The organism is Pseudovibrio sp. Ad13, assembly GCF_001623225.1.
Lineage (GTDB): Bacteria > Pseudomonadota > Alphaproteobacteria > Rhizobiales > Stappiaceae > Pseudovibrio.
This window is the reverse complement of the sequence record NZ_LMCC01000015.1, coordinates 417,361-440,282: the sequence shown is the minus strand read 5'-3', so window position 1 is coordinate 440,282 and position 22,922 is coordinate 417,361. Positions and strand designations below refer to the sequence as shown.

Genomic DNA, 22,922 nt, shown 5'->3' with positions numbered 1-22,922 from the left:
AAATCCTCCGGCGGGTCCGTTGAAACACCCCTTGAAAGTCTTTAGTGCAGGGACCAAGCGGAAGCTGGTCACCCGATGGGCGTCTACACTGGCAGCTGCAGCTGTCAGGGACAAGTCAAACTGTCCTTTACAGCAACTGCCCTGACTGTGAGATTCTAAGCAAAGCCTTGTGTTTTGTGAGGTCTTACAATGATGGGTAGGCACCTGCTCCCAATGCCTTTCGGTGGAGACCTTGTTTCATACAAAAACGCCCGGGCAAGGCGACAGCCAATGCCGAAGAAACTAATTTAATACCTAGCGCAGGCACTGCCTGCTCGCCTTGCCCCTCCCGTTTCTCGGGACCCTAAATTCCACCACTGCATGGAAGGCCATGCGGTGCCATTGGTGTTTGTATGGCGGGTTGCTGAGACTTGGGTTGGATTAGTACAAAAATGGATGCTCCACCTTCATGTGAATTTAAAGTGTCCCCGCGAGAATTGCTGGGTAACTTTTCGGAGAACGAGAATGGGTGTTGAGCACGAAAAATGGGCGACTGATGTTTTGAAACACATTGGTGTTAACCCGGAAATCCCAGCTCAGGTTATTGATGAGGAGCCGGATGGGATTGGTGATCAACCAGACGGCAATGAACAGCCGGAGCTGAAAGCCGGTTCTCAGGACCAGGTGGAAGCTGTTGGTCAGGACCACGTTAAGAGCATGGAAAAGGCTGAGGAAAAAGAGCTCGATGACGTCCACGGGCAGGTTAAAGATGACGTTACGGAGCCTGAAAAAACAGCTGCTCAAGAAAAAGTGGAAGCAGAAGTTCAGGAGCCGTCTAAGCCTGAAGATGTTCCTGCCGTTGATGGTGATGCCTCCAAGCCAGATCTGATCCTGCCGGAAGATGGAAGTTTGAAAGAGGCTGCGGATATCATGGCGATAGCTGAGCGAGAAGTTGGATGCGGGGAAGGGGAAATCAAATTCACCGGCTTCAGTTCTTGCATCGGTGTTACCGTGCGAGACGGCACCAAGGTAAAAGGCGTGCACCTTGCCTTGATTAAAGAAGATGGCAAACCATTCAACAAAGATGATGCAGCAAAAGTGCTTACGTCTTTAGGGACCTACTCAGAAGCAATGATTTTTGGCCAGATCGTATTCTGGAAAAATCCTGATAATAAGGTTGACGACGCCTTTAAGGTTCTGGAGGAGGGACTAAAAGCTGGAGCGACCAAAGAGGATGGTTATAAGGATTTCCAGTTTGATGACGGGGAGTACGGTGCAGAGATCACCGAGGATGATGATTTCTTCCCAACATTTTAAGAACAAGGTGGAACCCGATGACCCGAAGTTGGGGCTTCTGATTATGGTTATTCGGGTTCCACCTTACTGCCCGGGCAAAGGGCAGATTTTACGCGGTATTCGGGGATCAGGCTGGTAGGGTGCCAACCTTGCCGCGTAAACTGATTTTCTCTAATGGCTGGATGTTGGCGTTTGGCGCCAGTTCCTGGAAGGACAGCACAGCCAGATCGGCATAGTCGCGCTCGATTACTTTTCTGAAGAAACGGCGGATATCCATTGGGACCAGAATGACCGGAGCGATGCCGTTGTGTGCCAGATTATCGCCAATGGCGCTGCGCATGACGGTGATGAGCTGGCGGTGTGTATCCGGGGAAAGCGCCAGATAGGAGGCGCCGCTGGTTTGTCTGATGGCACCGCGCACTTCATCCTCGATGTCCTTGTCGATGAGATATGCCGGAATGATGTGCTGACCTGCAGAGTATTTGTGCGTGATGTAGCGGCTCAATGCCATGCGGATATGCTCCGTCAACATGAGCGGATCTTTTTCCTTCTGGCCCCATTCCACGATGGCCTGCAGGATCGTGCGCATATCACGGATGGAGATGTCCTCACGCACCAGACGCTTGAGAACATCGGCCAACGAGATGAGAGGGACGGCGCGGTTTACTTCGCGCACCAGCTCGTCAAAGTCGCCTTCCATGTGCTTGAGCAGGAACATGCATTCCTGAATGCCGAGGAACTCTGCGGCGTGCTGTTTGAGCACATGAGCCAGATGCAGGCTGAGCATGCCAGTCAGTGTCAGGGTTTGAATGCCAGCGCGGGTTGCTTGTTCAAAGTGTCTGTTGTTCACCCAGAAGGACGGGGTGTTTGGCAGGAAGCTGTCGCCTTCCTCGTAAGGAATGTTGAACATAGCGAGGTTTGGCGGTGTTTCTCGGGCAATGAAATAGCCGGAACGTGCTGCGCCACGGGCAACAGGGACTTCGTTGACGAGGATACGGTACTCGCCTTCTGGCAAGCTCTCATTGAGACGCAATTTGATGCCGGGGAAGGGGACGCCGAGATCGAAGTAAAGCGCTTTGCGCACTTTTGCGACTTCTCTGTCGAGCTTCTTCGGGTTGAGTGTGGACCTGACTGAAGACGAGATATCGACAATGAGCGGAACGGTGATTGTAATGGCCAGATCCTGAGCGGCTTCCACTTCGGTCGCCATGTCCTCATCAGGCATCATCATAGCTTCGCCTTCAGGCGCTATGGCGGGCGCAAAGGCTGAGAGCTGCTGTGAATCCTTTCTAGCGGACTGAGATTTTGTCTTTCGCATGGAGAAGAAAGAAACAGAGCCGAAGATTGCAGCAAGGAGCAAGAAGATGAACGTTGGGAAGCCAGGAATAAGCGCGAAGCCAACCATGATTGTCGCTGCAATCATGAGGGCCCTTGGTTCACTGTTCAACTGTTTGGCGATGTCAGATCCAAGGTCGCTGGAATCCTCGGTGCTTACACGGGTGACCATGAACCCAGCTGTGATGGAGATGAACAGAGCCGGGATCTGAGCAACCAGACCATCACCGATGGTCAAAATGGTGTAACGATCCAGAGCATCAACAGCGCTCATGCCATGCTGGGAGGTGCCGATAATGACGCCACCGATGATGTTAACCGCGGTGATGATCAGGCCCGCAATCGCATCGCCCTTCACGAACTTCATGGCGCCGTCCATGGAACCGTAAAGCTGGCTTTCTTTTTCCAGCTTGGTGCGGCGGCGCTTGGCTTCATCCAGTTCGATCTGGCCAGCACGCATGTCGGAGTCGATCGACATCTGCTTGCCGGGCATCGCATCAAGGGAGAAACGGGCGGAGACTTCTGCCACGCGTTCAGAGCCCTTGGTGATCACCAGAAAGTTTACGATGGTCAGGATCAGGAAGATAACGATACCGACGACCAGATTGCCCTGCACCACGAAGTTGCCGAAGGTGTCGATGATTTCACCGGCATCGGCTTTGAGTAGGATCAGACGGGTCGTCGTGATGGACAAAGACAAGCGGAAGAGGGTCGTCAGAAGCAAGATAGAGGGAAAGGCCGAGAGGGCTACAACATCTTTCAGGTAGAGCGCAGCCATCAGCAGGATCGCCGCAAGGCTCAGGTTGATTGCAATGAGCGTATCCACGAGAACCGTCGGCAACGGAAGGATCATCATGAATACGATTGCGATCAAAAGAAATGCCAGGAGAACATCATTTCTCCCTGACAACATTTGAAAGATTTTTTGCACGTCCTGCTCCTGATTTCAGCCTGCTCTTGCTTTCAGGCCAATTCACCTTTCGCTTCTAACAATTGGAAAAAGCCACAGGTGTGCCGCAGCAAACACTTGAGTAAAAATTTAAAAGAAGATTTGGAGTTATCCTTGTTCGTAAACGCTTATCAGGCGGGTAAAATGATTTCGCCGGTGTTTTCGGTCAGGGAGATCTGCGGTCCGGGTGTGGTCTCAATCATGAGATTGAGTTTGCCGGCTTCGCTCAAGAAGTCTTTGAGCGTGGTGTAGAGTTTGTTTCTATCCAGATTGTTGGTGTACTCGGTTTTGATCAATGCGAGATCGCCGTCCTTCTCAACAAGGCCAACACGGTAATTGTTTTCCGCCTGTTGTTCCCCTGAGTAGCGTAGGGCGTTAAGATATGTATCCCTTCGGGCTTCTGGTGCAGGGCTCCCTAAAATGGTGGAGATATGAAGGATATTATTGTCTTCATCACTTTCCAGGATGATCAGGAAATCTTCCAGTAGAACAGTCCAGGTTTTGGCTTCTGCGTACTCTGATATCTCCAAGGCTTCCAGAAGCGGTCCGGCTTCAACCATCAAGTCGTGAATGATTTTGAAGTTGCCCATTCAGTTGTCCCTAACTCTACTGATTTATCTGGGATATTCTGTAGGGCCGGTCTCGAGAGTGTGTTGTGCTGTTTGATACAAACTACAATCATCTGAAGAAGAAATTTGCAGGCTGCATGCAATGTTTATTGGCGACGACTTATGATGAAGTTTTCAAACAGATGACTCGGCTCTGCTTTGAACTGTGAAATTGCTTAAGTCACTATGCGGAATTGGGTTTTACTTATTGCTTGACAATATAGTCTGATGAATATCTCATTACCTTAATAAAATTATAATGAAAAATCTTTTTGGGGGAGGGGTTGTTTTGTCTAAAGGTGTTTTATTGAAAACTAGTCTGGTTGCACTTCTGCTTTCCGGCGGTGTTCTCTCTGCGGAAGCTGAAGTTATCAAGATCGGATACATTGATCCGCTATCAGGTCCGTTTGGGAGTACGGGTGATGCTGGGGTGAAGCACTTCCGCTATGCGGCTGAAGAAATTAATGCCGCTGGTGGTATGGGTGGCATGCAGGTTGAAGTGGTTGCTTTTGATAATAAAATTAATCCGAAAGAGAGCCTTGTTCAACTGCAGAAGGCGATTGATCAGGGCGTCCGCTTTATCGCACAGGGGAACGGGTCGAGCGTTGCGAATGCTTTGACCGATGCGATAGCCAAGCACAATAAGCGTAATCCGGGAGAAGAGGTTCTTTTCCTCAACTATGCAGCGGTTGATCCGGCGCTGACCAACAAGAAATGCAATTACTGGCATTTCCGGTTTGATGCGCATGTGGATATGAAAATGGCGGGTCTGACTGATTGGCTGCGGGATCAGAAAGACATCAAGTCTGCTTATATTCTGGCGCAGGATTATTCTTACGGGCGAGCGTTTACAGCAGCTGCAAAGTCCATGATTGAGGAGAAACGTCCGGACATCAAGATTGTTGGAGCAGAGCTTCATCCTATTGGCAAGGTTAAAGATTTCACGCCCTACGTGCAGAAAATGATGAGCGCGAAAGCGGATGTTGTGTTTACGGGAAACTGGGGAACAGACATGACGTTGCTGGTGAAAGCGGCTAATGCGTCCGGTCATACAGTGCCGTATCTGACGTTCTATGGCGGTGGTCTTGGGGCTCCGACGGCGATGGGGAAGAGCGCTGTTGGGTTGGTGAAGCAGATCACTGAGTTCCATGAGAACATCGAGGCCTCTGAAAAGCAGATGGCTCGTGTGGATGATTTTGAGAAAACCAACAATCTCGATTACTATTATGAGCGGGTTTTCACCTTGATGAACATGCTTGATAACGCCGTTGATGCGGTTGGGTCAGTGGATGTGCCCAAGGTTGCAGCTGAGCTGGAAGGCATGACTTATGAGACGCCGTATGGAGAGGTGACCATGCGGGCGGATGATCACCAGCTGATGCAGCCGCTTTATATCTCTACGTTTTCTGAGGGTGTTGCCCGTGATGTGGAGAATACCGGTTACGGGTTCAAGACAGATATTACCATTCCGGCAGCGGCGACTGAAACTCCGACGACGTGCAGGATGCGTCGCCCTTCCTAACGATCTTACTTGAACAATGGCATGCTCGGGCAATTGGGCTTGAGCGTGCTCTTTTCTCTTGAGGGATGTTATGGAGACGGTTGTTTTTGCTCTGCTTAACGGGCTGATCTATGGCTTGTTGCTCTTTATGCTGTCCAGCGGATTGACGTTGATTTTCAGTATGATGGGCGTTCTCAATATGGCTCATGCCAGCTTTTACATGCTGGGTGCCTATTTTGCATTTACCCTTGGCCAGCACACCGGTTTCTGGTTTGCGTTATTTCTGGCGCCGATTTGCGTTGGAGCGGCGGGGGCCTGCGTTGAAAAGTGGGGCCTGCGCAAAGTGCATGCCAGGGGGCATGTGGCTGAGTTGCTGTTCACGTTTGGGCTGGCTTATGTGATTGAGGAGCTGGTGAAGATCATCTGGGGCAAGTTTGCTGTTGCCTATGAGATTCCGCCGGAGCTCAATTATTCGCTCTTCGAACTGTTCGGTTCTCAGTATCCGGCGTATCGCATTTTCATGTTGGCTGTGTCCATCGCGATGCTGGCGGGGCTTTGGTACCTGTTGAAGCGAACGCGGATCGGGCTGATCATTCAGGCGTCGCTGACACATCCGCATATGGTGTCTCATCTGGGGCATAATGTGCCGCGGATCTTTATGCTGGTGTTTGCTGCGGGCTGTGCGCTGGCGGGTCTCGCCGGGGTGATTGGCGGCAACTATCTGGTGACCGAGCCATCCATGGCGTTTTCAATCGGACCGATTGTTTTTGTGGTTGTTGTGGTCGGCGGTATGGGCAGCCTGGAAGGGGCGTTTATCGCCAGTTTGCTGATTGGCTTTCTTCAGACATTTGCCATCTCAATCGATAGCAGTTTTGCTGAGATCTTTTCGTTTGCCGGATTGAGCGCTGATGGCGATATCGGGCGTATTACAATTGCGTCTTTGGCTCCCATGTTGCCGTTTCTTCTTTTGGTACTGATGTTGATGCTGCGTCCGCGTGGTTTGATGGGGGAGCGTGAGTTTTGACCGACTACAGTCTTGACCGGGTGCCGGATCTGGCTCCGAGTTCGCGCTACAAATTTGCGACGCGGGTTCTGCCGCTGTTGCTGCTTGCTCTGATCCTGTTGAGCATTCCGCTGTTTGAGCCGTCCAGAACGTGGCTATCGCTGTTCAACGCGATTGGCATCAATATGGTTTTTGCTCTGTCCTACAACATGTTGCTTGGGCAGGCGGGGATGCTTTCCTTTGGTCACGCCGTCTACTTTGGCCTTGGTGGTTATGCGGCTATGCACGGGATGAATGCGATTGAGAACGCCAGTTATGATGGCGGTGTCTGGGCAGCCTTTCCCATGTTTGCCCTGCCACTGGTGGGGTTTGCGGGAGGAGCGCTGGCGGGCGCAGTGGTTGGCTGGCCGTCCTGCCGGCGGGCGGGTGTGCCGTTTGCCATGATCTCGCTTGGCATTGCAGAGCTTGTTGCAGCTGCCGGGTTCATGTTCATCAGCGTCTTCGGTGGCGAGGAAGGTATCACTGGCGATCGTATGAATGGTGTTGAGCTGTTCGGCTTGTCTCTTGGGCCGCTGGGCGAAGTGTACTGGTTCATTGCGTTCTGGACCTTTTTAGGCACCGCGCTGATGTATGCCTTCACCAGAACACCGCTTGGCAAGATGGCGCAGGCGGTGCGGGATAATCCAGAGCGGGTGCAGTTTGTGGGTTATAACCCCAACCGTGTACGTTATTTGGTGTTCATCGCCGCTGGCGGTTTTGCTGGGCTGGCGGGCGGCATGTCTGCGGTGAACTATGAGATATTTACGCCGGAAAGCCTGAGCGTGGTGCCGTCAGGTCTGGTGCTGCTGATGGCGTTCATTGGCGGGGCGCGGTACTTTGCAGGGCCTATTCTTGGAGCTGTGGTGCTGACTTATATGCAGTCCAACCTCTCAGATTATTCAGAGGCGTGGCTGCTTTATCTGGGACTGCTGTTTATCGGGATGATCCTGTTTGCACCGGGTGGTCTTGCAGGGCTGTTGCTGAGCGGGACTGCAGCCTTAAAACATTCTTTGAGTGGTCAGGGGGTGTTGCGGGCTGGGGTGTTTGCGACTTCGGCCCTGATGGCTGCAGCTGGTGTTATTGTGCTGGTTGAGTTGGCAGTGCGACATTCCAATGGATTTGGGGAGGCTTTTGAACCGTTTGGCTTCCATCTGGCGCCTGACCAGATGATGCCGTGGGTAGTTGGTTTGATACTTGCTGGTGTTGGCATGGGCTCGCTCAAAGTGCTTTCCAGACAGGGAGGTGTCGGCTCATGAGCGCTCCAGCCTTACAGCTGACGGACCTTCGCAAAAATTTTGGTCCGGCGAAGATCATCGAAGGGGTTTCGCTGGAGATTGCCCGGGGTGAGCGGCACGCGATCATCGGCCCCAATGGGGCTGGCAAGTCCACCTTGTTCAACCTTATCTCTGGTCTGTTTCCACCAAGTTCGGGGCAGATCAGTCTGGGTGGACAGCAGATCGCTGGTCTTAAGCCTCATCAGATCAACCGGCTAGGGTTGTCTCGGAGTTTTCAGGTCTCCAACATTTTTACCAATATGTCGGTTCGTGAGAATGTGCGCTGCGGGGTGTTGTGGTCGCTTGGATATGGGCACAGCTTTTGGCGGAACATTGGTAACCTGAAGGAGGTTCAGCGGAAGACTGCTGAAGTGCTGGAGAAGGTGGGGCTGACGGACAAGGCGGATGTGCCTGCTGTGCTGCTGACCTATGCGGACCAACGGACACTGGAGATTGCCATTACCATTGCAGGCGGGGCAGATGTGATTTTGCTGGATGAGCCGACGGCTGGCATGAGCCACTCAGAAACTGACAGGGCGATCAAACTCATCGAGATGGCAACGGAAGGAAAGACGCTCTTGATCGTGGAGCATGACATGGGGGTTGTGTTTGGGCTTTCTGACCGAATTTCGGTGCTTGTTTATGGCGAGATCATCGCAACAGGGACGCCAGAGGAAATTCGCGGCAATGCACGGGTGCGAGAGGCTTATCTTGGGGATGAGACAGAATTTGCGGAGATGAGCGCATGAGTGGAACTGCTGGAGGTGAAATGCTGAAGGTCCGAGACCTACATGCGTTTTATGGCAAGAGCCATGTGCTGCGTGGTGTGAGTATGGATGTGCCCAAGGGTAGTGTGACGGCGCTGCTGGGACGCAATGGTGTTGGGCGTTCCACCACAGCTAAGGCGATTATGGGCGAGGTGGCACCGAAAGGAGATATCTGGTTCAAGGGTGAGACTATCTCCGGCCTGCCGAGCCATAGCATTGCGTGCAAGGGGCTTGGATATGTGCCAGAGAACCGGGATGTTTTCCCCCTGATGAGTGTGCGGGACAATCTACTTCTTGGTATTAAGGACATGCGCAAACCGGGCAGGTGGAGCATTGAGCAGATGCTCGATATGTTCCCAAACCTCAAATCACGCGCTGATACGGCAGCTGGCGTACTTTCTGGCGGCGAAAAGCAGATGCTCACGATCTGCCGGACGCTGATGGGAGATCCTGATCTGATCATCATTGATGAACCGACCGAAGGGCTTGCACCCAAGATTGTGACGCAGGTTGGGGAGCTGATCGCGGAGATTGCACGAGTCGGTGTTTCCATCTTGCTGGTGGAGCAGAAGCTTTCCATTGCGCTGAAGATTGCCCAACAGGTTTACGTGATGGGGCATGGGGAGATTGTTTATCACGGGACACCAGAGGAGTTTCGAGCGCGGGATGATATCCGGCGGGAATGGCTGGAAGTTTGAGCGGTGTTTTTCTTGGAGAAGTGCTGCAGGATACCTTGCTGGTGTTCTTTGAGTTGGATGATGTGTGTTAGGCAAGGGATGTACATGATCGGGGTGGGGTTTTAGCGTTGAGCGGACATGAAGAAAAAGACCGGCGGTTTGCGACAACGCTGGCGCGAGGGCTGCAGGTGTTACGGGCGTTCCGGGCTTCTGATGACGGGCTTGGCAACCAGGAAATCTCTCAGCGTACTGGCATTCCCAAATCCACTGTTTCCCGTTTGACCTTCACCCTTCAGCAGCTTGGTTATCTCAGCCATGCGCGTCGTCATGATCGGTATCGGTTTGGCCCTGCTGCACTGGCGCTGGGCAATATTGCCAGTGCCTCTGTTTCCTTCATTGAAGCGGCAAACCCGATGATGCAGCAGCTTGCTGATGAGACAGGTACATTGGCTTTGCTGGCAGTGCTTGATGAAAACAAGATGCTGCTGACCAAGACGTGGCGCCCGCAAGGCGCTCCTGCCATCTGGTTGGAAGTAGGGCACCGCATTCCGGTCACTGGGTCATCCTCCGGGCTTGCTTATCTGGCCAGCGTAACGGACCATGAGTTTGCTCAGGTTTGCGAACGTGTACAGGGGCGGGATGAGAGCATTTCTGTTGAGACACTGGAGAGCGCAAGGGCTGCAGGGTACTCTCAGCTGTTGGCCCAAGGCTTTGTGATTGTTGATGAAGATAAGCGTTATGCTGAGAACATCAATGCGGTCTCAACCGGTTTCCGGTCTCATGATTTTGGCGAACCGGTTGCGATCAGCTGCGGGGCGACTCCAGACATGCTGAGCTATGATCGCATGCAAAATGAAGTTGGGCCGAAACTGCGGGACCGCGTGAAAGAGCTGGAACGGGCGCTGGGCTTGCCCTCGGTTCTGGTCAATCGCGGCTAAGCTTGTAGCGAGCGGAAAGCTCTTATTATCGTGATCGCTGCTTGCTTTGAATTCTGCATATTGGAATTATGAATTACATATTGAAATAATCTGGATGCGCGATACTCTGATCTCATGATGGGGATGAGTTGAGCCGTGTGTTCTGGATCCTCCCGACAGTTATGTCCAGTGAAGCAGGGAGGGCGGCATATGGACTTGGATTATTCAGCTGAAGAGTTGGCATTTCGTGATGAGGTGCGGTCGTTTTTAAACAAGAACCTTTCGCAGACGCTCTCGGAAAAGGTCAGATTGGGAAAGCGCCTTTCCAAAACGGATCATGAAGAGTGGCATGCCACGCTGAACAAGCAGGGATGGCTGGCGAACAACTGGCCGGTGGAGCATGGTGGGACTGGTTGGAATGCAGTCTACCGGCACATCTTTGAAGAAGAGCTGTGCCTTGCCCATGCGCCGCGGACGATCCCTTTCGGGCTTTCCATGCTGGCGCCAGTGCTTTTGAAGTTTGGCAGTCAGGCGCAGAAAGATCACTTATTGCCGCGGATTTTGGATGGCACGGACTGGTGGTGTCAGGGCTATTCTGAGCCGCAGGCGGGTTCTGATCTCGCCTCCCTGAAGACCCGTGCTGTGCGGGATGGGGACCATTATGTTGTCAACGGTCAGAAAACCTGGACTACACTGGGTCAACATGCGGACTGGATCTTCTGTCTTGTGCGTACGGACCAGGACGTGAAGCCTCAGGAAGGTATTTCGTTTCTCTTGATTGATATGAAGACACCGGGTGTCACTGTTCGGCCCATTACACTAATTGATGGTGGGCAGGAAGTGAATGAGGTGTTTTTTGAGGATGTGAAGGTGCCGGTTGCCAACCTTGTTGGAGAGGAGAACAAGGGCTGGACCTATGCCAAGTATCTGCTGACCCATGAGCGTACCAATATCGCAGGCATTGGCTTTTCGACGGCGGCTCTTGTTCATTTGAAGGAGATTTGTGCCAAGCAGATGTCTGGTGGCAAGCCACTGCTGGAGAACCCGTATTTTGCCGGAAGGGTTGCGCAGATTGAGATTGATCTGATGGCGATGGCGACAACGAACCTGCGCATGATCGCCAAAGCGGCGGCAGGGCAGGCGCCGGGAGCGGAGAGTTCCATGCTGAAGATCAAGGGCACGGAGATCCGACAGGCGATCAATGATCTGACAAGGCGAGCGGTTGGGCGTTACGCTATGCCGTTTGTGTCGGAGGCGCTGGATAGTGGTGCGAACGTGCAGGGTGTTGGGCCGGAATATGCCGCCGCAGCGAGCCCGGGTTACTTCAACAACCGGAAGCTTTCTATCTTCGGTGGGTCCAATGAGATCCAGCGCAACATCATCAGTAAAGCTATTCTCGGCCTTTAGGAGCGTTCCATGGATTTCAATCATAGTGACGAACGACGGATGCTTCAGGACACTCTGCATCGCTACCTTTCAGATAACTACGATGCCTCGCAACGAGCTAACTCTGTTGGGCACGCGCAGGGTTTTTCGGAGAAAATCTGGAATGATTTTGCTGAGCTGGGTGTGATTGGGGCGCTGTTTGCAGAAGAGTATGGGGGCTTTGGAGGCAGTGGCTTTGATATTGCGGTTGTGTTTGAGGAGTTGGGTCGGTTTGCCTGCGTGGAGCCTTTGATGGCCTCTGGCGTTATGGCTGGGTGGTTGTTGAGCGAGCTTGGGACTGAGGAGCAGAAAGCGCTGATCGGGGATGTGATTGACGGGAAGCTCAAGATCGTTCCCGCATTGGAAGAGCCTCAGTCGCGTTATGATCTGGATGTTGTAGAGACAACTGCAGAGCGGTTTGGGGGTGGCTATCGGCTCAACGGTACAAAGTCGGTGGTGATTGGTGGGCCAAGTGCGGACAAGCTGATTGTGAGCGCTCGTGGTGCCGACGGGCTGCAACTGTTCATGATAGATGCCGACGCCTCAGGCGTGGAGCGGTACTCCTATCCCAATCTGGACGGCTACCACGCCAGCGATATTGCTCTGGTGAATGTAGTTGTGCCTGCTTCTGCGTGTTTGGGTGCGCCAGAGGCGGTTTTGCCTGCATTGGAATCTGCACGCGCTGCAGGTGTGACTGCGCTGTGTGCCGAGGCCGTTGGGGCGATGGAAGCGGCGAAGGATCTGACGGTTGAGTATCTGCGCGTGCGGACGCAGTTTGGCCGTGCGTTGGGCAAGTTTCAGGCGCTTCAGCATCGGATGTCGACGGTCTTGATTGAGATCGAACAGGCTCGCTCTGCGCTGATCAATGTGGCGGGGCACCTTTCTGCTGAACCTTTCCAGCGAGATAAGCATGTGAGTGCAACTAAGAATTTGATTGGCCGTGTGGCGCAACTGGTTTGCGAAGAAACCATTCAGTTGCATGGCGGTATCGGGATGACCGAGGAGTATGCTCTGGGACATTATGCCAAGCGTTTGATGATGATCGATCATCAACTTGGCGATGTAGACTACCATTTGGAGCGTTTTGTTGGAGCTATGCAGAGGGAATCTGCGCGAGAGGCAATGTCATGAAGCGTGCTTCTCTTGTCAGCGTTGAGCGCAAGGCGGATCGTCTGATCGTCATGAACTGCAACTCTTCTCGTCGCAACGCGCTTTCGCCGGAATACTACGACGGGCTTTCGCAGGCGTTGGATCTCGCCAATCAGGAAAAAGAGATCCGTAGCGTTATCCTGATGGGAGAAGGCGGTTATTTCTGTGCGGGCGGCGATTTGAATACGTTGGTTAAGCGCCGCGAGATGACGGTTCTTGAGCAAAAAAATAATATTGAAAAACTCCATAATCTGGTTCGAAAAGTAAGAGACTGTGCAAAACCGGTGATTGCGGCGGTTGATGGAGGGGCTGCCGGGGCCGGTGTGTCTTTGGCTCTGGCTTGTGACTTCCTGGTAGCAGAGCGGCAGTCTCAGTTTACGCTGGCTTATGTGAAGGTTGGACTGGTGCCGGATGGAGGGGCTACCGCTTCATTGTCCCGGCTTATTCCCCGTCAGCTGGTCTTAGAGATGTGTTTGCTGGGACAGCCTGTTTCGGCTAAACGGCTCTACCAGCTGGGGGTGGTTAATGTGCTTAGTGATAAGCCTGCTTTGGCAGAAGCGCACCTGATAGCGGATCGTATAGCGCAAGGTCCAACAAGCGCACAGGGGGCGATCAAGCGGTTGGTATCTGCTGCTGATCACAACAGCTTTGAGGAGCAGATGGATCTGGAGCGGGATAAAATGGCAGAGGCGCTGGGACATGATGAAGCGCAGGAAGGGATCAGTGCGTTTCTGGAACGACGATCTCCAAATTATGCTTAGGTGCAGCGCCTTAATCAGGTGAAGCCCGAGTGAAACGTCTGGAATGGTGCATTTTGAGCAAGTCGATCAGTCAATTGAGAAACCTGGGTCCGAAGACCGAATATATGCTGTCTGAGGTTGATGTTTGCAGTGAAGATGATCTGCGTGAGCTTGGAGCTGTGCAAGCTTATCAACGGCTGAAATTTCGGTTTGGTCGGGGTGTCTCCATCCTCGCGCTTTATGCCATGGAGGCATGCCTGAGAGATTGTGACTGGCGGGATCTTTCAGCTGAAGACAAGAAAGAACTGAAGGCCCGAGTTGCGCAGGCTGATTGATCTGCTTTGAAGGAGCCTTGAACGGATATCATCAAGGTCCAGACAGGGCGTTATGGATGCCGGCGGTGGCATAGGCTACGAGCAATGTTTTCATTTCAGCAATGCCGGAGGTGTGATCCTCTTCTGCCATTGCATCAACACGCCAGGCTGAGGTGCACAGAGCGATTTGTGAAGAGATGGAAAAGACGAAGGTTGCGGAGACTTTCCTAAGGTCGGCAGTGGGGTAAAGCTTGGCGATTTCTGAAAGAAATACTTTTGCTGTTGGGTCAAAGCAAGCTTGTGAGATTACGCTCCAGCGTTCTTCTGCAGAGACCATTGCGACCAGACGTGCGTAGGCAAGCCAGCCGGGGCCGCTGTTTTCTGCCTTGTCCAGATAAGGGTAGAAGAAACTCTCCAGAATGCCTTTCAGGGTGATGACTTGTTCTGACGCTTTCAGCTGTTCCAGTGCATCAAGGCGGAGACGGGCGAGTTCTTCGGCGCGGCGTTCGACTGTTTTAAAGAACAGGTCTTCCTTCGTGCCGAAGTGGTGGTTTACGAGGCCGAGTTTTACCCCTGCTTTTTGTGCGATATCTCTTATGGACGCAGCGTCATAACTGCGAAAGGCAAACAGGTGTTCTGCTGCGTCGAGAATCTTCTGCCGCGTTTCCAGAGAGCTTTTTGAAGGGGCTCTTTGTCTTTGTTTTTCCTGCGAAATCTTCTTAATCATAAAAAGAGCTTGCCTTATTTTGTACGACTGTTCAATCTAATTGTAGTTCTTAGGGGGGACGAACAGTGAATATTTCAAAGGAGAGCTATGCCTTAATTGGGGCAGGGCCGATGGGGCTCGCCACGGCCAAGACACTTATTGAGCAGGGAATAGATTTTCAGGGTTTTGAGTTACACAGCGATGTGGGCGGGCTTTGGGATATTGATGGGCCTAAGTCGACCATGTACGAGTCCGCGCATCTGATCTCATCCAAGAAAATGACCGAGTTTACAGATTTTCCGATGGATGATCACATTGCTGAGTATCCCGGTCACCGCGAACTGAAGACCTACTTTCAGGAGTTTGCCGAAAAGTTCGATTTGAAGCGGCACTATCGTTTTGGAGCAGAAGTGACCTGCATCGCGCCGTTGGGAGGTGATGGTGAGGGATGGACGGTCAGCTGGAGAGATCAGGACGGAGATCATTCAGCTGAGTTTGCCGGAGTGCTGATCGCCAATGGCACGCTTTCTGAACCCAATATGCCAGAGTTTGCGGGAGAGTTTTCTGGCGACCTCATTCATTCGTGCCACTACAAGAGTGCGCGGCAGTTTGCTGGTAAGCGGGTGCTGATTGTCGGGGCGGGCAATTCAGGCTGCGACATAGCGGTGGATGCGATCCATCATGGGGTACAGTGCGACATATCTATGCGTCGCGGCTATTACTTTGTTCCCAAGTATGTTTTCGGGAAACCGGCAGACACGATGGGTGGGGCGGTGAAGTTGCCGCTCTGGCTGAAGCGGCGAGTGGATCAAACATTGCTGAAATGGTTTGTTGGTGATCCGCAGGCCTATGGGTTTCCCAAACCAGACTACGAGCTTTATGAGAGCCATCCGGTGGTGAACTCGCTTATTCTCTATCATGCCGGTCACGGGGATGTTGGTATTCGGGCCGACATCAAGGAACTGGATGGGCATACGGTTCGGTTTCGTGATGGTGAAGAGGCTGAGTATGATCTCATCGTCACCGCGACTGGCTATAAACTGCATTATCCCTTTATCGACAAAGAGCTTTTGAACTGGCAGGGCGAAGCGCCGCATCTATTTTTGAACTGCATGCATCCAGAACGGAATGATCTGTTTGTAATGGGCATGATTGAGGCAACCGGTCTGGGCTGGCAGGGGCGTCATGATCAAGCAGAACTGGTTGCGCGTTATCTGAGAGGCCTCAGGGACGGAAGTACGACAGCTGAGGCAATCAAAGCTGAGAAAGCCAAGGGATTTGAGCGTGAGACCGGGGGGATGAATTACCTCAAGCTGGCGCGGATGGCTTACTACGTGGACAAACAGAGTTATCGCTCTGCACTGAACAAGCGCACACAGGCGTTGAAGAGGGAAATGGCATGAGTGACATTGACCTTGTTGTTCTCAACTTCAGTTCTGGTTCGCTGACCTTGCTCAACGGTATTTTGGGTGTTGTGATGTTCTCAATCGCGCTGGACCTGTGTCCTGCGGATTTTAAGCGATTGACACTGTCGCCAAAGCCTGTGGTGATTGGGCTGTGCTCTCAATTTCTGGTCTTGCCGAGCCTCACATTTCTGCTTGTTCTGATCGTTCAGCCCCGACCTTCGATTGCTTTGGGGCTTATTCTGGTGGCAGCGTGTCCGGGTGGAAACATCTCAAACTTCATCACTCATCGTGCAGGAGGTAATGCAGCGCTGTCGGTTTCCATGACGGCTTTTGCCACGGTGGGAGCAATCGTTGCGACACCCTTTAATATCGCATTTTGGGGTAGTCTTTACGGCCCGACGCGCGCGATATTGCAAGAGACGCATATCGATAGGCTGTCAGTTGCAATTACTGTTTGCTTCATGTTGGTGTTGCCATTGTTCCTTGGCATCATGCTCAACCGTATCAAACCACAGCTGGCTGCTAAAATCCGGCAGCCACTGCGCATGGCGTCCATGGGGATTTTCATCGGTTTCATCTTCATCGCGCTGTTTGCCAACTGGTCGTTTTTTCTTGCCTATGTGGGTGCTGTGGCATCTCTCGTGATTGTCCATAATGGGCTGGCTTTGGCGGCAGGGTATACTCTGGCGAGCGTTGCTGGTGTGTCTGCTTATGACCGGCGGGCCATTACGATTGAAACTGGCATCCAGAATTCTGGCCTGGGGCTTGTGTTGATCTTCGGCTTTTTCGGTGGGCTTGGCGGTATGTCTGTTGTGGCGGCTGCCTGGGGGATTTGGCATGCGATCAGCGGGCTGGTGCTTGCCAGTTTTATGGCGCGCAAAGCAGTCAAGCTTCCCGCGGAGGCGACGTCATGACCAAGCTTCTTATTACTGGTGCTGCCGGAGGTGTCGGACAAGCATTCTTACGGCAATTGGCGGGCACGGAGCTGGAGGTTATTGCGACTGATATTGGTGAGCCGAGTGATCTCCCAGCAAATGCCCGTTTCAAAACGCTGGATGTGACTACAGACAGGGTGTCAGCACTGATTGAGGAAGAGCGGCCTGATGTGATTGTGCATCTGGCTTCCATCGTCACACCCTCTGCGGGTTCTACACGGGATATTGAGTATCTGGTTGATGTTGTTGGCACTCAGTCGGTGATTGATGCTGCGATCAAAGCAGGTGTGAAGCGTCTTGTCGTTACATCATCCGGGGCAGCTTATGGGTATCATGCAGACAATCCTGTGCCATTGCATGAGGATGATCATATTCGCGGCAATAAAGAATTCGCGTACTCCTACCATAAGCGTCTGGTTGAAGCTGCTTTGGCTCGTGCACGTGCGGAGGCACCGCAACTGGAGCAGGTTGTGTTGCGGGTTGGGACGGTTCTTGGAACGGGCATGAACAATCAGATTACCGCGTTGTTCCATAAGCCGAGGCTGCTTGGGGTCGCCGGATCGGACAGCGCGTTTGTGTTTATCTGGACGGAAGATCTTGCGCGTATTCTGTTCCTTGCTGCGACAGAGGCTCCTGAGGGGATTTACAACGTGGCGGGTGATGGAGCGTTGTCGATGCAGCGGTTGGGGCAAATGCTCAATAAGCCTGTTCTCAAGTTGCCGTCCTGGTTGTTGAAATTTGTTTTAGGTGTGGCGAAACCACTGCGGCTTTCCCGGTATGGACCGGAGCAGGTTCGGTTTTTGCAGTACCGTCCTGTGCTGGCCAATGAAAGGCTGAAATCAGTGTTTGGCTACACACCGGAAAAAACAAGCGCAGAAGTGTTTGAACACTGGCGAGCATCTGTGGGGCTTTGATGAAAACAGCGGTTATTACAGGCGGTGCTGGTGGCTTAGGGCAGGCACTTGCAACCCGGTTGCAGCGCGAGCGCTGGCATACGGTTCTTCTGGATTTGTCCGGTCCGGTACTGGAGGAGCTGCCACAAAATGAGCGACAGAGCATTTATGCTTGCGATTTAACGGATGGGGGTGCGGTTGAGCAGGTTGCTCAGCAGGTTTTAACTCGGCACAACAGCATTGATCTGGTGGTTTACAATGCAGGCATTACGCATATCGGATTGTTTGCGGACATGGACCTGACAGCGCATCGCAAAGTGCTGGATGTGAATTACTTCGGAGCGGTGCATACGGCGCGGGCATTTTTGAAAGCGGTGCGGGCCTCCAGTGGATGTCATTTGGCGATCTCGTCAGTTGCTGGATTCTCGCCACTGATTAAACGGACAGCTTATGCGGCTAGCAAGCATGCGCTGGAGGGTTTTTTTGGGTCGTTGCGGTCTGAAGAGAAGTCTTATGGCGTTCATACATTGATTGCAGCGCCTTCGTTTGTGGCAACCAATGTTGGACGGTCGGAGACGCAAGAGAACGGTTTGGCCCGTCCGGGATCGTCAACAGATGGCGTTGATTATATGAGCGCGGAGCGGGCGGCGGACATCATCTACAAGGCGTATGAGCGTAAGACGGAGATGAAACCGGTTGGCCGCGTTGCCAGTCTGGCGTGGTGGCTCAACCGGTTGTCACCCAAAGCCTATCAATTGCTGATGGAGCGCAACATCAAGGAGCCTTCCTAGTCTTGATGAATTGTCAGACTTTTTTGGCGTAGGTCTGGCATTCAAAACCGGTAATGGTGGTTGCAAACACGTCGTATTCAGCTTTCCGGCTGATGCCGTACAGGCGATGAAACTCTGTTGAGCTCATCTGTTCAGCCGTTTTGCTTTGCGCCCATGTTTGGATCGCTGTCTCCCAGTTTCCTGTCAGGTGACCGTATTGGGTGAGGTCCGCTTCCAGGGGGATTGGAATGCCGGGATCGCTTTGGTTTTCAAGCCCGTGATGAATGCCTTCAAGGATCGCTGAGACAACCAGATATGGGTTGGCATCAGCGCCGGAAACGCGATGCTCCAGCCTTGCGCCTTTGCCATGTGTGGCTGGCACTCGGATAGCTGCAGCGCGGTGGTCATACCCCCAGCAACAGGTGATTGGGGCATAAGAGCCCGGCTGGAGGCGGCGGTAGGAATTGGCGTGTGGAGCAAACAGAATTTGCATGTCCAGCATAGTGTCCAGCAGGCCCCCTACGGCGTTGCGCAAGGCCGGGTTTGCTTCCTCTGTGCTGCCGCTGAAGATGTTGTTGCCTTCTGTATCCAGCAGACTGGTGTGGACGTGGAAACCGCTGCCAGTCTCTTCTGCGTAGGGTTTTGACATGAACGTGACATCCATGCCGTGTTTGCGGGCAATATGGCGTACAACGCGCTTGAACAGCAGGCAATGATCCGCAGCTTCCACTGCGCTTGGCACGTGAAGCAAGTTGATCTCAAACTGTCCGTGACCAAACTCGGAGGTGGTGGTGTCTGCAGGGATATCCTGAATTTTGCAGGCTTGGTTGATCTCCATGAGGATCGGTTCGAATTGAGCCATGATGTCCAGATCATAGATCTGTGAGGCTTTGAGACGCTGGTTGGTGCCGGGAATGTAGGGAGGTAGTGGTAAGCCAGCTGGACCAGATTCCATGTCGACGAAGTAGAACTCCAGCTCTGTAGCGACAACAGGTGTCAGGCCCTTGTTCTGGAACTTCTTCTCAACGGTTTCAAGAACATATCTTGGATCCAGTGGGGTTGGCTTCTGGTCCTTAATCTCGAAAAGAGTGACGAGCACTTGCGCGGTCGGCACTTTGGCCCATGGCACGCGCTTCAGCGTTCCTGGAACTGGGATGCATATGCCATCCGGGTCTCCGCGCTCAATGGCAAGGCCTGTTGCCGGCACATCAACGCCCCACACGTCCAGTGCGACGGTGGACAAGGGCAAACGAACACCACCTTCGGCCAGTTTATCCAGCATTTCTGCTGGCAACCATTTGCCTCTGAGCGGGCCACAAAAGCCAGCATAAAGGACCTCGATCTTTTCGAGGTCGGGATATTGTTTCAAAAAGGCATCGGCTTCAATTCGAAACTGTTCCAATTGCGGCTGTACTGCTGTCAGGGTTGGCATGCGAACTCTTCTGGTCGTGATCTGATGTGTTGTTTTATCGGGTGTTCTGATTGAACTGGCTGGCATAGATGCAAAGTAAATCCAAGGCTAATGTGGCACCGGCCAGTGCTGTGATCTCTGCATGGTCGTAGGCTGGTGCGACTTCTACAAGGTCCATGCCTTTCAGGTTTGTTCCAGCAAGCCCGCGCAGGATCTCTCGTGTCTCTCCGGTGTTCAGACCGCCAATAACCGGTGTTCCTGTTCCCGGTGCAAAGGCTGGATCGAGGCAATCGATGTCGAAGCTGATGTAGCTGGCATTTTTGCCTGTCACCTTATGGATGCGTTCAATCGTGGCCTGTGCTCCATTATTACGGACCCAGTCTGCCGTAATTGTGGTCAGCCCCTGTGTGTTCTCATTGTTGGTTCTGATACCAACTTGTATCGATGTCTGCGGGTTGATGAGACCATCTTTTACCGCTCTGTAGAACATGGTGCCATGGTCAATACGGCTGGAGTTGTCAGTCCATGTGTCGCTGTGTGCATCAAACTGGATGAGGGAGAGTGGTCCGTGTTTTTTTGCGTGCGCTTTGAGCATGGGATAGGTGCAGAAATGATCTCCACCCAGCATGAGTGTTGCCGTGCCTGCGTCCAGAACGGCTGAGGCCTGCTGTTCCAGTTCTTCCGGTACGCTCATGGGGTAGCCGGGATCGAAGATGAAATCGCCGTAGTCGACAACAGCAAGGCGGTCGAACGGGTCAAAGGACCAGCCCCATGCGTGGTCCCAGGCCAATATGGAGGAAGCTTGCCTGATTGCTCTTGGGCCGAAGCGACACCCCGGCCTGTTGCTGACGGACGTGTCAAAGGGGATGCCACAGACCGCGACATCTATCCCCTTAAGGTCCTTGGTGAATTTACGGCGCATAAAACTGAGCGCTCCGGCATAGCTGGATTCGGCTATGGTCCCATAAGGGGTGGAGCGGGTGTAGGCCAGATCGCCTTTTGAGTATTCATCCAGCGAGGATGGGTGTTTCGTATCAGACACGTATACTTCCTCGATCAGATTGAGCTTATCGCCAGTCGTTCTTCTTTCATGCGCTTGACCTGTGCCTGTTTTGTGACCAGCGAAGCGGTGACCACGCCAACGGCAACAACAGCGATGAGAATGGATGACAGGGCATTGATTTCTGGTGAAACGCCAACGCGGACCTGAGAATAGATCTTCATGGGCAGGGTGGTAGCGCCAGGACCTGAAGCAAAGGAGGCAATGACCAGATCATCCAGAGAAAGCGTGAAGGCCAGCAGCCATGCTGCCAAAATTGCGGGAAAGATGATGGGCAGTGTCACCTGCATGAAGGCGGAAAAACGGGTGCACCCCAGATCAAGGGCAGCTTCTTCCAGACTACGTTCGAACGTCACCAGACGGGCAGAGACGACGACGGCGGCGTAGCACATGGAGAAGGTTATATGTGCCAGTGTAACTGTCCAGAAGCCTCGGGTGAAATCCAGTGAGACGAACAGCAGGAGCAGTGACAGGCCCGTGATGACCTCTGGCATGACCATTGGTGCGTAGATCATACCTGTGAAGAGCGTTTTGCCGTGGAATGGTCCAGCGCGATTGAGAACAAGTGCGGCCATGGTGCCGAGCACAGTCGCGACAGATGCAGAGATGAAGCCAACACGGAGTGTGACCCATGCGGCATTGATGAAACTCTCATTGAAGAAGACTGATTGATACCACTTGGTGGAGAAACCAGCCCAAACGGTGACCAGTCTGGATTCGTTGAAAGAGTAGATCATCAGCAGGATGATCGGCAGGTAGAGGAATGCAAAGCCGAGTGTGAGCGTTGTTGTGTTGAACCAGTTGAAGCGGGTCATTGGCTGGCCTCCGCTTGTTTTTCCTGCTGTTTCTGGAACAGGATGATGGGTAGGATCAACATAAGCAGCAGTAGAATTGCGACGGCGGATGCGACTGGCCAGTCTCTGTTGGAGAAGAACTCCACCCAGAGCGTTTTGCCGATCATGATAGTGCTGGACCCGCCCAGAATGTCTGGAATGACAAACTCACCGACAGCAGGGATAAAGACGAGGAAACAGCCTGCCCAAACTCCTGATAATGACAGCGGTAGAGTAATGACCCAAAAGGCTTTGAGAGGTGAACACCCCAGATCTGTTGCAGCTTCCAGCAATGAGATATCTAGCTTTTCCAGAACTGCGTAGAGTGGCAAGACCATGAAAGGCAGGTAGGAATAAACGATGCCAATGTAGATGGCAGTGTCGGTGTTCAGGATCATCAAGGGTTCGTCAATGATGCCGGTCCAGAGCAGGAAGTAGTTGAGGAAGCCTTCTTTTTTGAGAATGCCGATCCATGCATATACGCGGATGAGAAAGCTGGTCCAGAAGGGCAGGATCACCAGCATCAGGAGAGTTGCACGCCACTCTTTCGGGGCTTTGGCCATGGCATAGGCGATAGGATAGCCGATTGCCAAAGTGAGTAGCGTTGAGATGGATGCGATCCTGAGACTGCTTAGATATGAGTTCAGGTAGAGTGTATCTTCCGTTAGCCAGACATAGTTTTCCAGGTCAAACGCCTGAAGCATGGCGAGCAGACCTTGCCAACCCTCTGATATGTCGAAGTTTGGAAAGTATGGCGGGCGCGCCAGTATGACATCGGACAAGGAGATCTTCAGTACAATGACGAAGGGCGCGAGGAAGAAGATCAGCAACCAGATATACGGGATCGCTATGAGCAGTCTGCGTCCCCAGCCTGAACTCGGACTGGATGTCTCCTGTATTTCTTCTGAGGGGGAGGTGATATCTGCAACTGCCAT

General features: G+C 52.8%; 22 protein-coding genes. 15 read left to right on the top strand and 7 right to left on the bottom strand.

Annotated elements, in window-relative coordinates:
- The first annotated feature begins 504 nt into the window (after nucleotides 1–504).
- On the top strand, nucleotides 505–1,296 hold the full coding sequence (locus PsAD13_RS19240; RefSeq protein ID WP_063319176.1) for a hypothetical protein: 792 nt from the start codon (nucleotides 505–507) through the stop codon (nucleotides 1,294–1,296).
- A 106-nt stretch (nucleotides 1,297–1,402) separates the two neighbouring features.
- Here the strand turns inward: PsAD13_RS19240 and sctV are convergent, their stop codons facing one another.
- Nucleotides 1,403–3,541 carry a type III secretion system export apparatus subunit SctV gene (gene sctV / locus PsAD13_RS19235; RefSeq protein ID WP_057464013.1) on the bottom strand — a complete coding sequence of 713 codons (2,139 nt, stop codon included), beginning with the start codon at nucleotides 3,539–3,541 and terminating at the stop codon, nucleotides 1,403–1,405.
- 149 nt (nucleotides 3,542–3,690) lie between these two features.
- The gene (locus PsAD13_RS19230; protein WP_063319175.1) at nucleotides 3,691–4,149 is read right to left on the bottom strand and encodes a type III secretion system chaperone; all 459 of its coding nucleotides are present in this window, start codon (nucleotides 4,147–4,149) and stop codon (nucleotides 3,691–3,693) included.
- A 307-nt stretch (nucleotides 4,150–4,456) separates the two neighbouring features.
- On the opposite strand from PsAD13_RS19230, the gene PsAD13_RS19225 reads away from it, so the two are divergent.
- The 10 genes from PsAD13_RS19225 to PsAD13_RS19180 all read left to right on the top strand — a co-directional run bounded on the left by PsAD13_RS19225 (nucleotide 4,457) and on the right by PsAD13_RS19180 (nucleotide 13,994).
- Complete coding sequence (locus PsAD13_RS19225; RefSeq protein ID WP_063319201.1) at nucleotides 4,457–5,689, top strand: branched-chain amino acid ABC transporter substrate-binding protein; 1,233 nt, start codon at nucleotides 4,457–4,459, stop codon at nucleotides 5,687–5,689.
- Between the two features lie 70 nt (nucleotides 5,690–5,759).
- Nucleotides 5,760–6,692 carry a branched-chain amino acid ABC transporter permease gene (locus tag PsAD13_RS19220; RefSeq protein ID WP_063305240.1) on the top strand — a complete coding sequence of 311 codons (933 nt, stop codon included), beginning with the start codon at nucleotides 5,760–5,762 and terminating at the stop codon, nucleotides 6,690–6,692.
- Entirely contained in the window at nucleotides 6,689–7,966 is a 1,278-nt protein-coding gene (locus PsAD13_RS19215) for a branched-chain amino acid ABC transporter permease (RefSeq protein ID WP_063319174.1), read from the top strand. Before PsAD13_RS19220 ends, PsAD13_RS19215 begins: the two co-directional genes overlap by 4 nt.
- Nucleotides 7,963–8,733: an ABC transporter ATP-binding protein gene (locus PsAD13_RS19210; RefSeq protein WP_063319173.1), complete on the top strand. Its 771-nt coding sequence runs from the start codon at nucleotides 7,963–7,965 to the stop codon at nucleotides 8,731–8,733. The genes PsAD13_RS19215 and PsAD13_RS19210 overlap by 4 nt, the downstream gene beginning before the upstream one ends.
- Nucleotides 8,734–8,753: 20 nt before the next feature.
- Nucleotides 8,754–9,449, top strand: a complete 696-nt coding sequence (locus PsAD13_RS19205; RefSeq protein ID WP_063319200.1) for an ABC transporter ATP-binding protein — start codon at nucleotides 8,754–8,756, stop codon at nucleotides 9,447–9,449.
- Nucleotides 9,450–9,556: 107 nt separating this feature from the next.
- Nucleotides 9,557–10,366, top strand: a complete 810-nt coding sequence (locus tag PsAD13_RS19200) for an IclR family transcriptional regulator (RefSeq protein ID WP_063319172.1) — start codon at nucleotides 9,557–9,559, stop codon at nucleotides 10,364–10,366.
- A 189-nt stretch (nucleotides 10,367–10,555) separates the two neighbouring features.
- Nucleotides 10,556–11,752 (top strand): acyl-CoA dehydrogenase family protein, encoded by a 1,197-nt coding sequence (locus tag PsAD13_RS19195; RefSeq protein WP_063319171.1) that lies wholly within the window; start codon nucleotides 10,556–10,558, stop codon nucleotides 11,750–11,752.
- Nucleotides 11,753–11,761: 9 nt separating this feature from the next.
- Nucleotides 11,762–12,901, top strand: coding sequence for an acyl-CoA dehydrogenase family protein (locus PsAD13_RS19190; protein ID WP_063319170.1), 1,140 nt, complete (start codon nucleotides 11,762–11,764; stop codon nucleotides 12,899–12,901).
- Complete coding sequence (locus tag PsAD13_RS19185; RefSeq protein WP_063319169.1) at nucleotides 12,898–13,680, top strand: enoyl-CoA hydratase family protein; 783 nt, start codon at nucleotides 12,898–12,900, stop codon at nucleotides 13,678–13,680. The genes PsAD13_RS19190 and PsAD13_RS19185 overlap by 4 nt, the downstream gene beginning before the upstream one ends.
- A gap of 29 nt (nucleotides 13,681–13,709) precedes the next feature.
- Nucleotides 13,710–13,994, top strand: a complete 285-nt coding sequence (locus PsAD13_RS19180) for a TfoX/Sxy family protein (RefSeq protein WP_063319168.1) — start codon at nucleotides 13,710–13,712, stop codon at nucleotides 13,992–13,994.
- Nucleotides 13,995–14,025: 31 nt separating this feature from the next.
- On the opposite strand, the gene PsAD13_RS19175 is transcribed toward PsAD13_RS19180, so the two are convergent.
- Complete coding sequence (locus tag PsAD13_RS19175) at nucleotides 14,026–14,700, bottom strand: TetR/AcrR family transcriptional regulator (RefSeq protein ID WP_063319167.1); 675 nt, start codon at nucleotides 14,698–14,700, stop codon at nucleotides 14,026–14,028.
- A 65-nt stretch (nucleotides 14,701–14,765) separates the two neighbouring features.
- Here PsAD13_RS19175 and PsAD13_RS19170 point away from each other — a divergent pair, with 65 nt between their 5' ends.
- From PsAD13_RS19170 to PsAD13_RS19155, 4 genes are read left to right on the top strand one after another with little or no spacing between them, the layout of a single operon-like run.
- Nucleotides 14,766–16,082 carry an NAD(P)-binding domain-containing protein gene (locus tag PsAD13_RS19170; protein WP_063319166.1) on the top strand — a complete coding sequence of 439 codons (1,317 nt, stop codon included), beginning with the start codon at nucleotides 14,766–14,768 and terminating at the stop codon, nucleotides 16,080–16,082.
- On the top strand, nucleotides 16,079–16,999 hold the full coding sequence (locus tag PsAD13_RS19165) for a bile acid:sodium symporter family protein (RefSeq protein ID WP_063289287.1): 921 nt from the start codon (nucleotides 16,079–16,081) through the stop codon (nucleotides 16,997–16,999). The genes PsAD13_RS19170 and PsAD13_RS19165 overlap by 4 nt, the downstream gene beginning before the upstream one ends.
- On the top strand, nucleotides 16,996–17,934 hold the full coding sequence (locus PsAD13_RS19160; protein WP_063319165.1) for an SDR family oxidoreductase: 939 nt from the start codon (nucleotides 16,996–16,998) through the stop codon (nucleotides 17,932–17,934). Before PsAD13_RS19165 ends, PsAD13_RS19160 begins: the two co-directional genes overlap by 4 nt.
- Nucleotides 17,934–18,704, top strand: coding sequence for an SDR family NAD(P)-dependent oxidoreductase (locus PsAD13_RS19155; RefSeq protein WP_063319164.1), 771 nt, complete (start codon nucleotides 17,934–17,936; stop codon nucleotides 18,702–18,704). Before PsAD13_RS19160 ends, PsAD13_RS19155 begins: the two co-directional genes overlap by 1 nt.
- A gap of 13 nt (nucleotides 18,705–18,717) precedes the next feature.
- Here PsAD13_RS19155 and PsAD13_RS19150 read toward each other — a convergent pair whose 3' ends face one another.
- From PsAD13_RS19150 to PsAD13_RS19135, 4 genes are read right to left on the bottom strand one after another with little or no spacing between them, the layout of a single operon-like run.
- The gene (locus tag PsAD13_RS19150; protein ID WP_063319163.1) at nucleotides 18,718–20,115 is read right to left on the bottom strand and encodes a glutamine synthetase family protein; all 1,398 of its coding nucleotides are present in this window, start codon (nucleotides 20,113–20,115) and stop codon (nucleotides 18,718–18,720) included.
- 34 nt (nucleotides 20,116–20,149) lie between these two features.
- The gene (gene speB, locus PsAD13_RS19145; RefSeq protein ID WP_063319162.1) at nucleotides 20,150–21,136 is read right to left on the bottom strand and encodes an agmatinase; all 987 of its coding nucleotides are present in this window, start codon (nucleotides 21,134–21,136) and stop codon (nucleotides 20,150–20,152) included.
- Between the two features lie 14 nt (nucleotides 21,137–21,150).
- On the bottom strand, nucleotides 21,151–21,969 hold the full coding sequence (locus PsAD13_RS19140) for an ABC transporter permease (protein WP_063305225.1): 819 nt from the start codon (nucleotides 21,967–21,969) through the stop codon (nucleotides 21,151–21,153).
- Nucleotides 21,966–22,922 carry an ABC transporter permease subunit gene (locus tag PsAD13_RS19135; protein WP_208986805.1) on the bottom strand — a complete coding sequence of 319 codons (957 nt, stop codon included), beginning with the start codon at nucleotides 22,920–22,922 and terminating at the stop codon, nucleotides 21,966–21,968. Before PsAD13_RS19135 ends, PsAD13_RS19140 begins: the two co-directional genes overlap by 4 nt.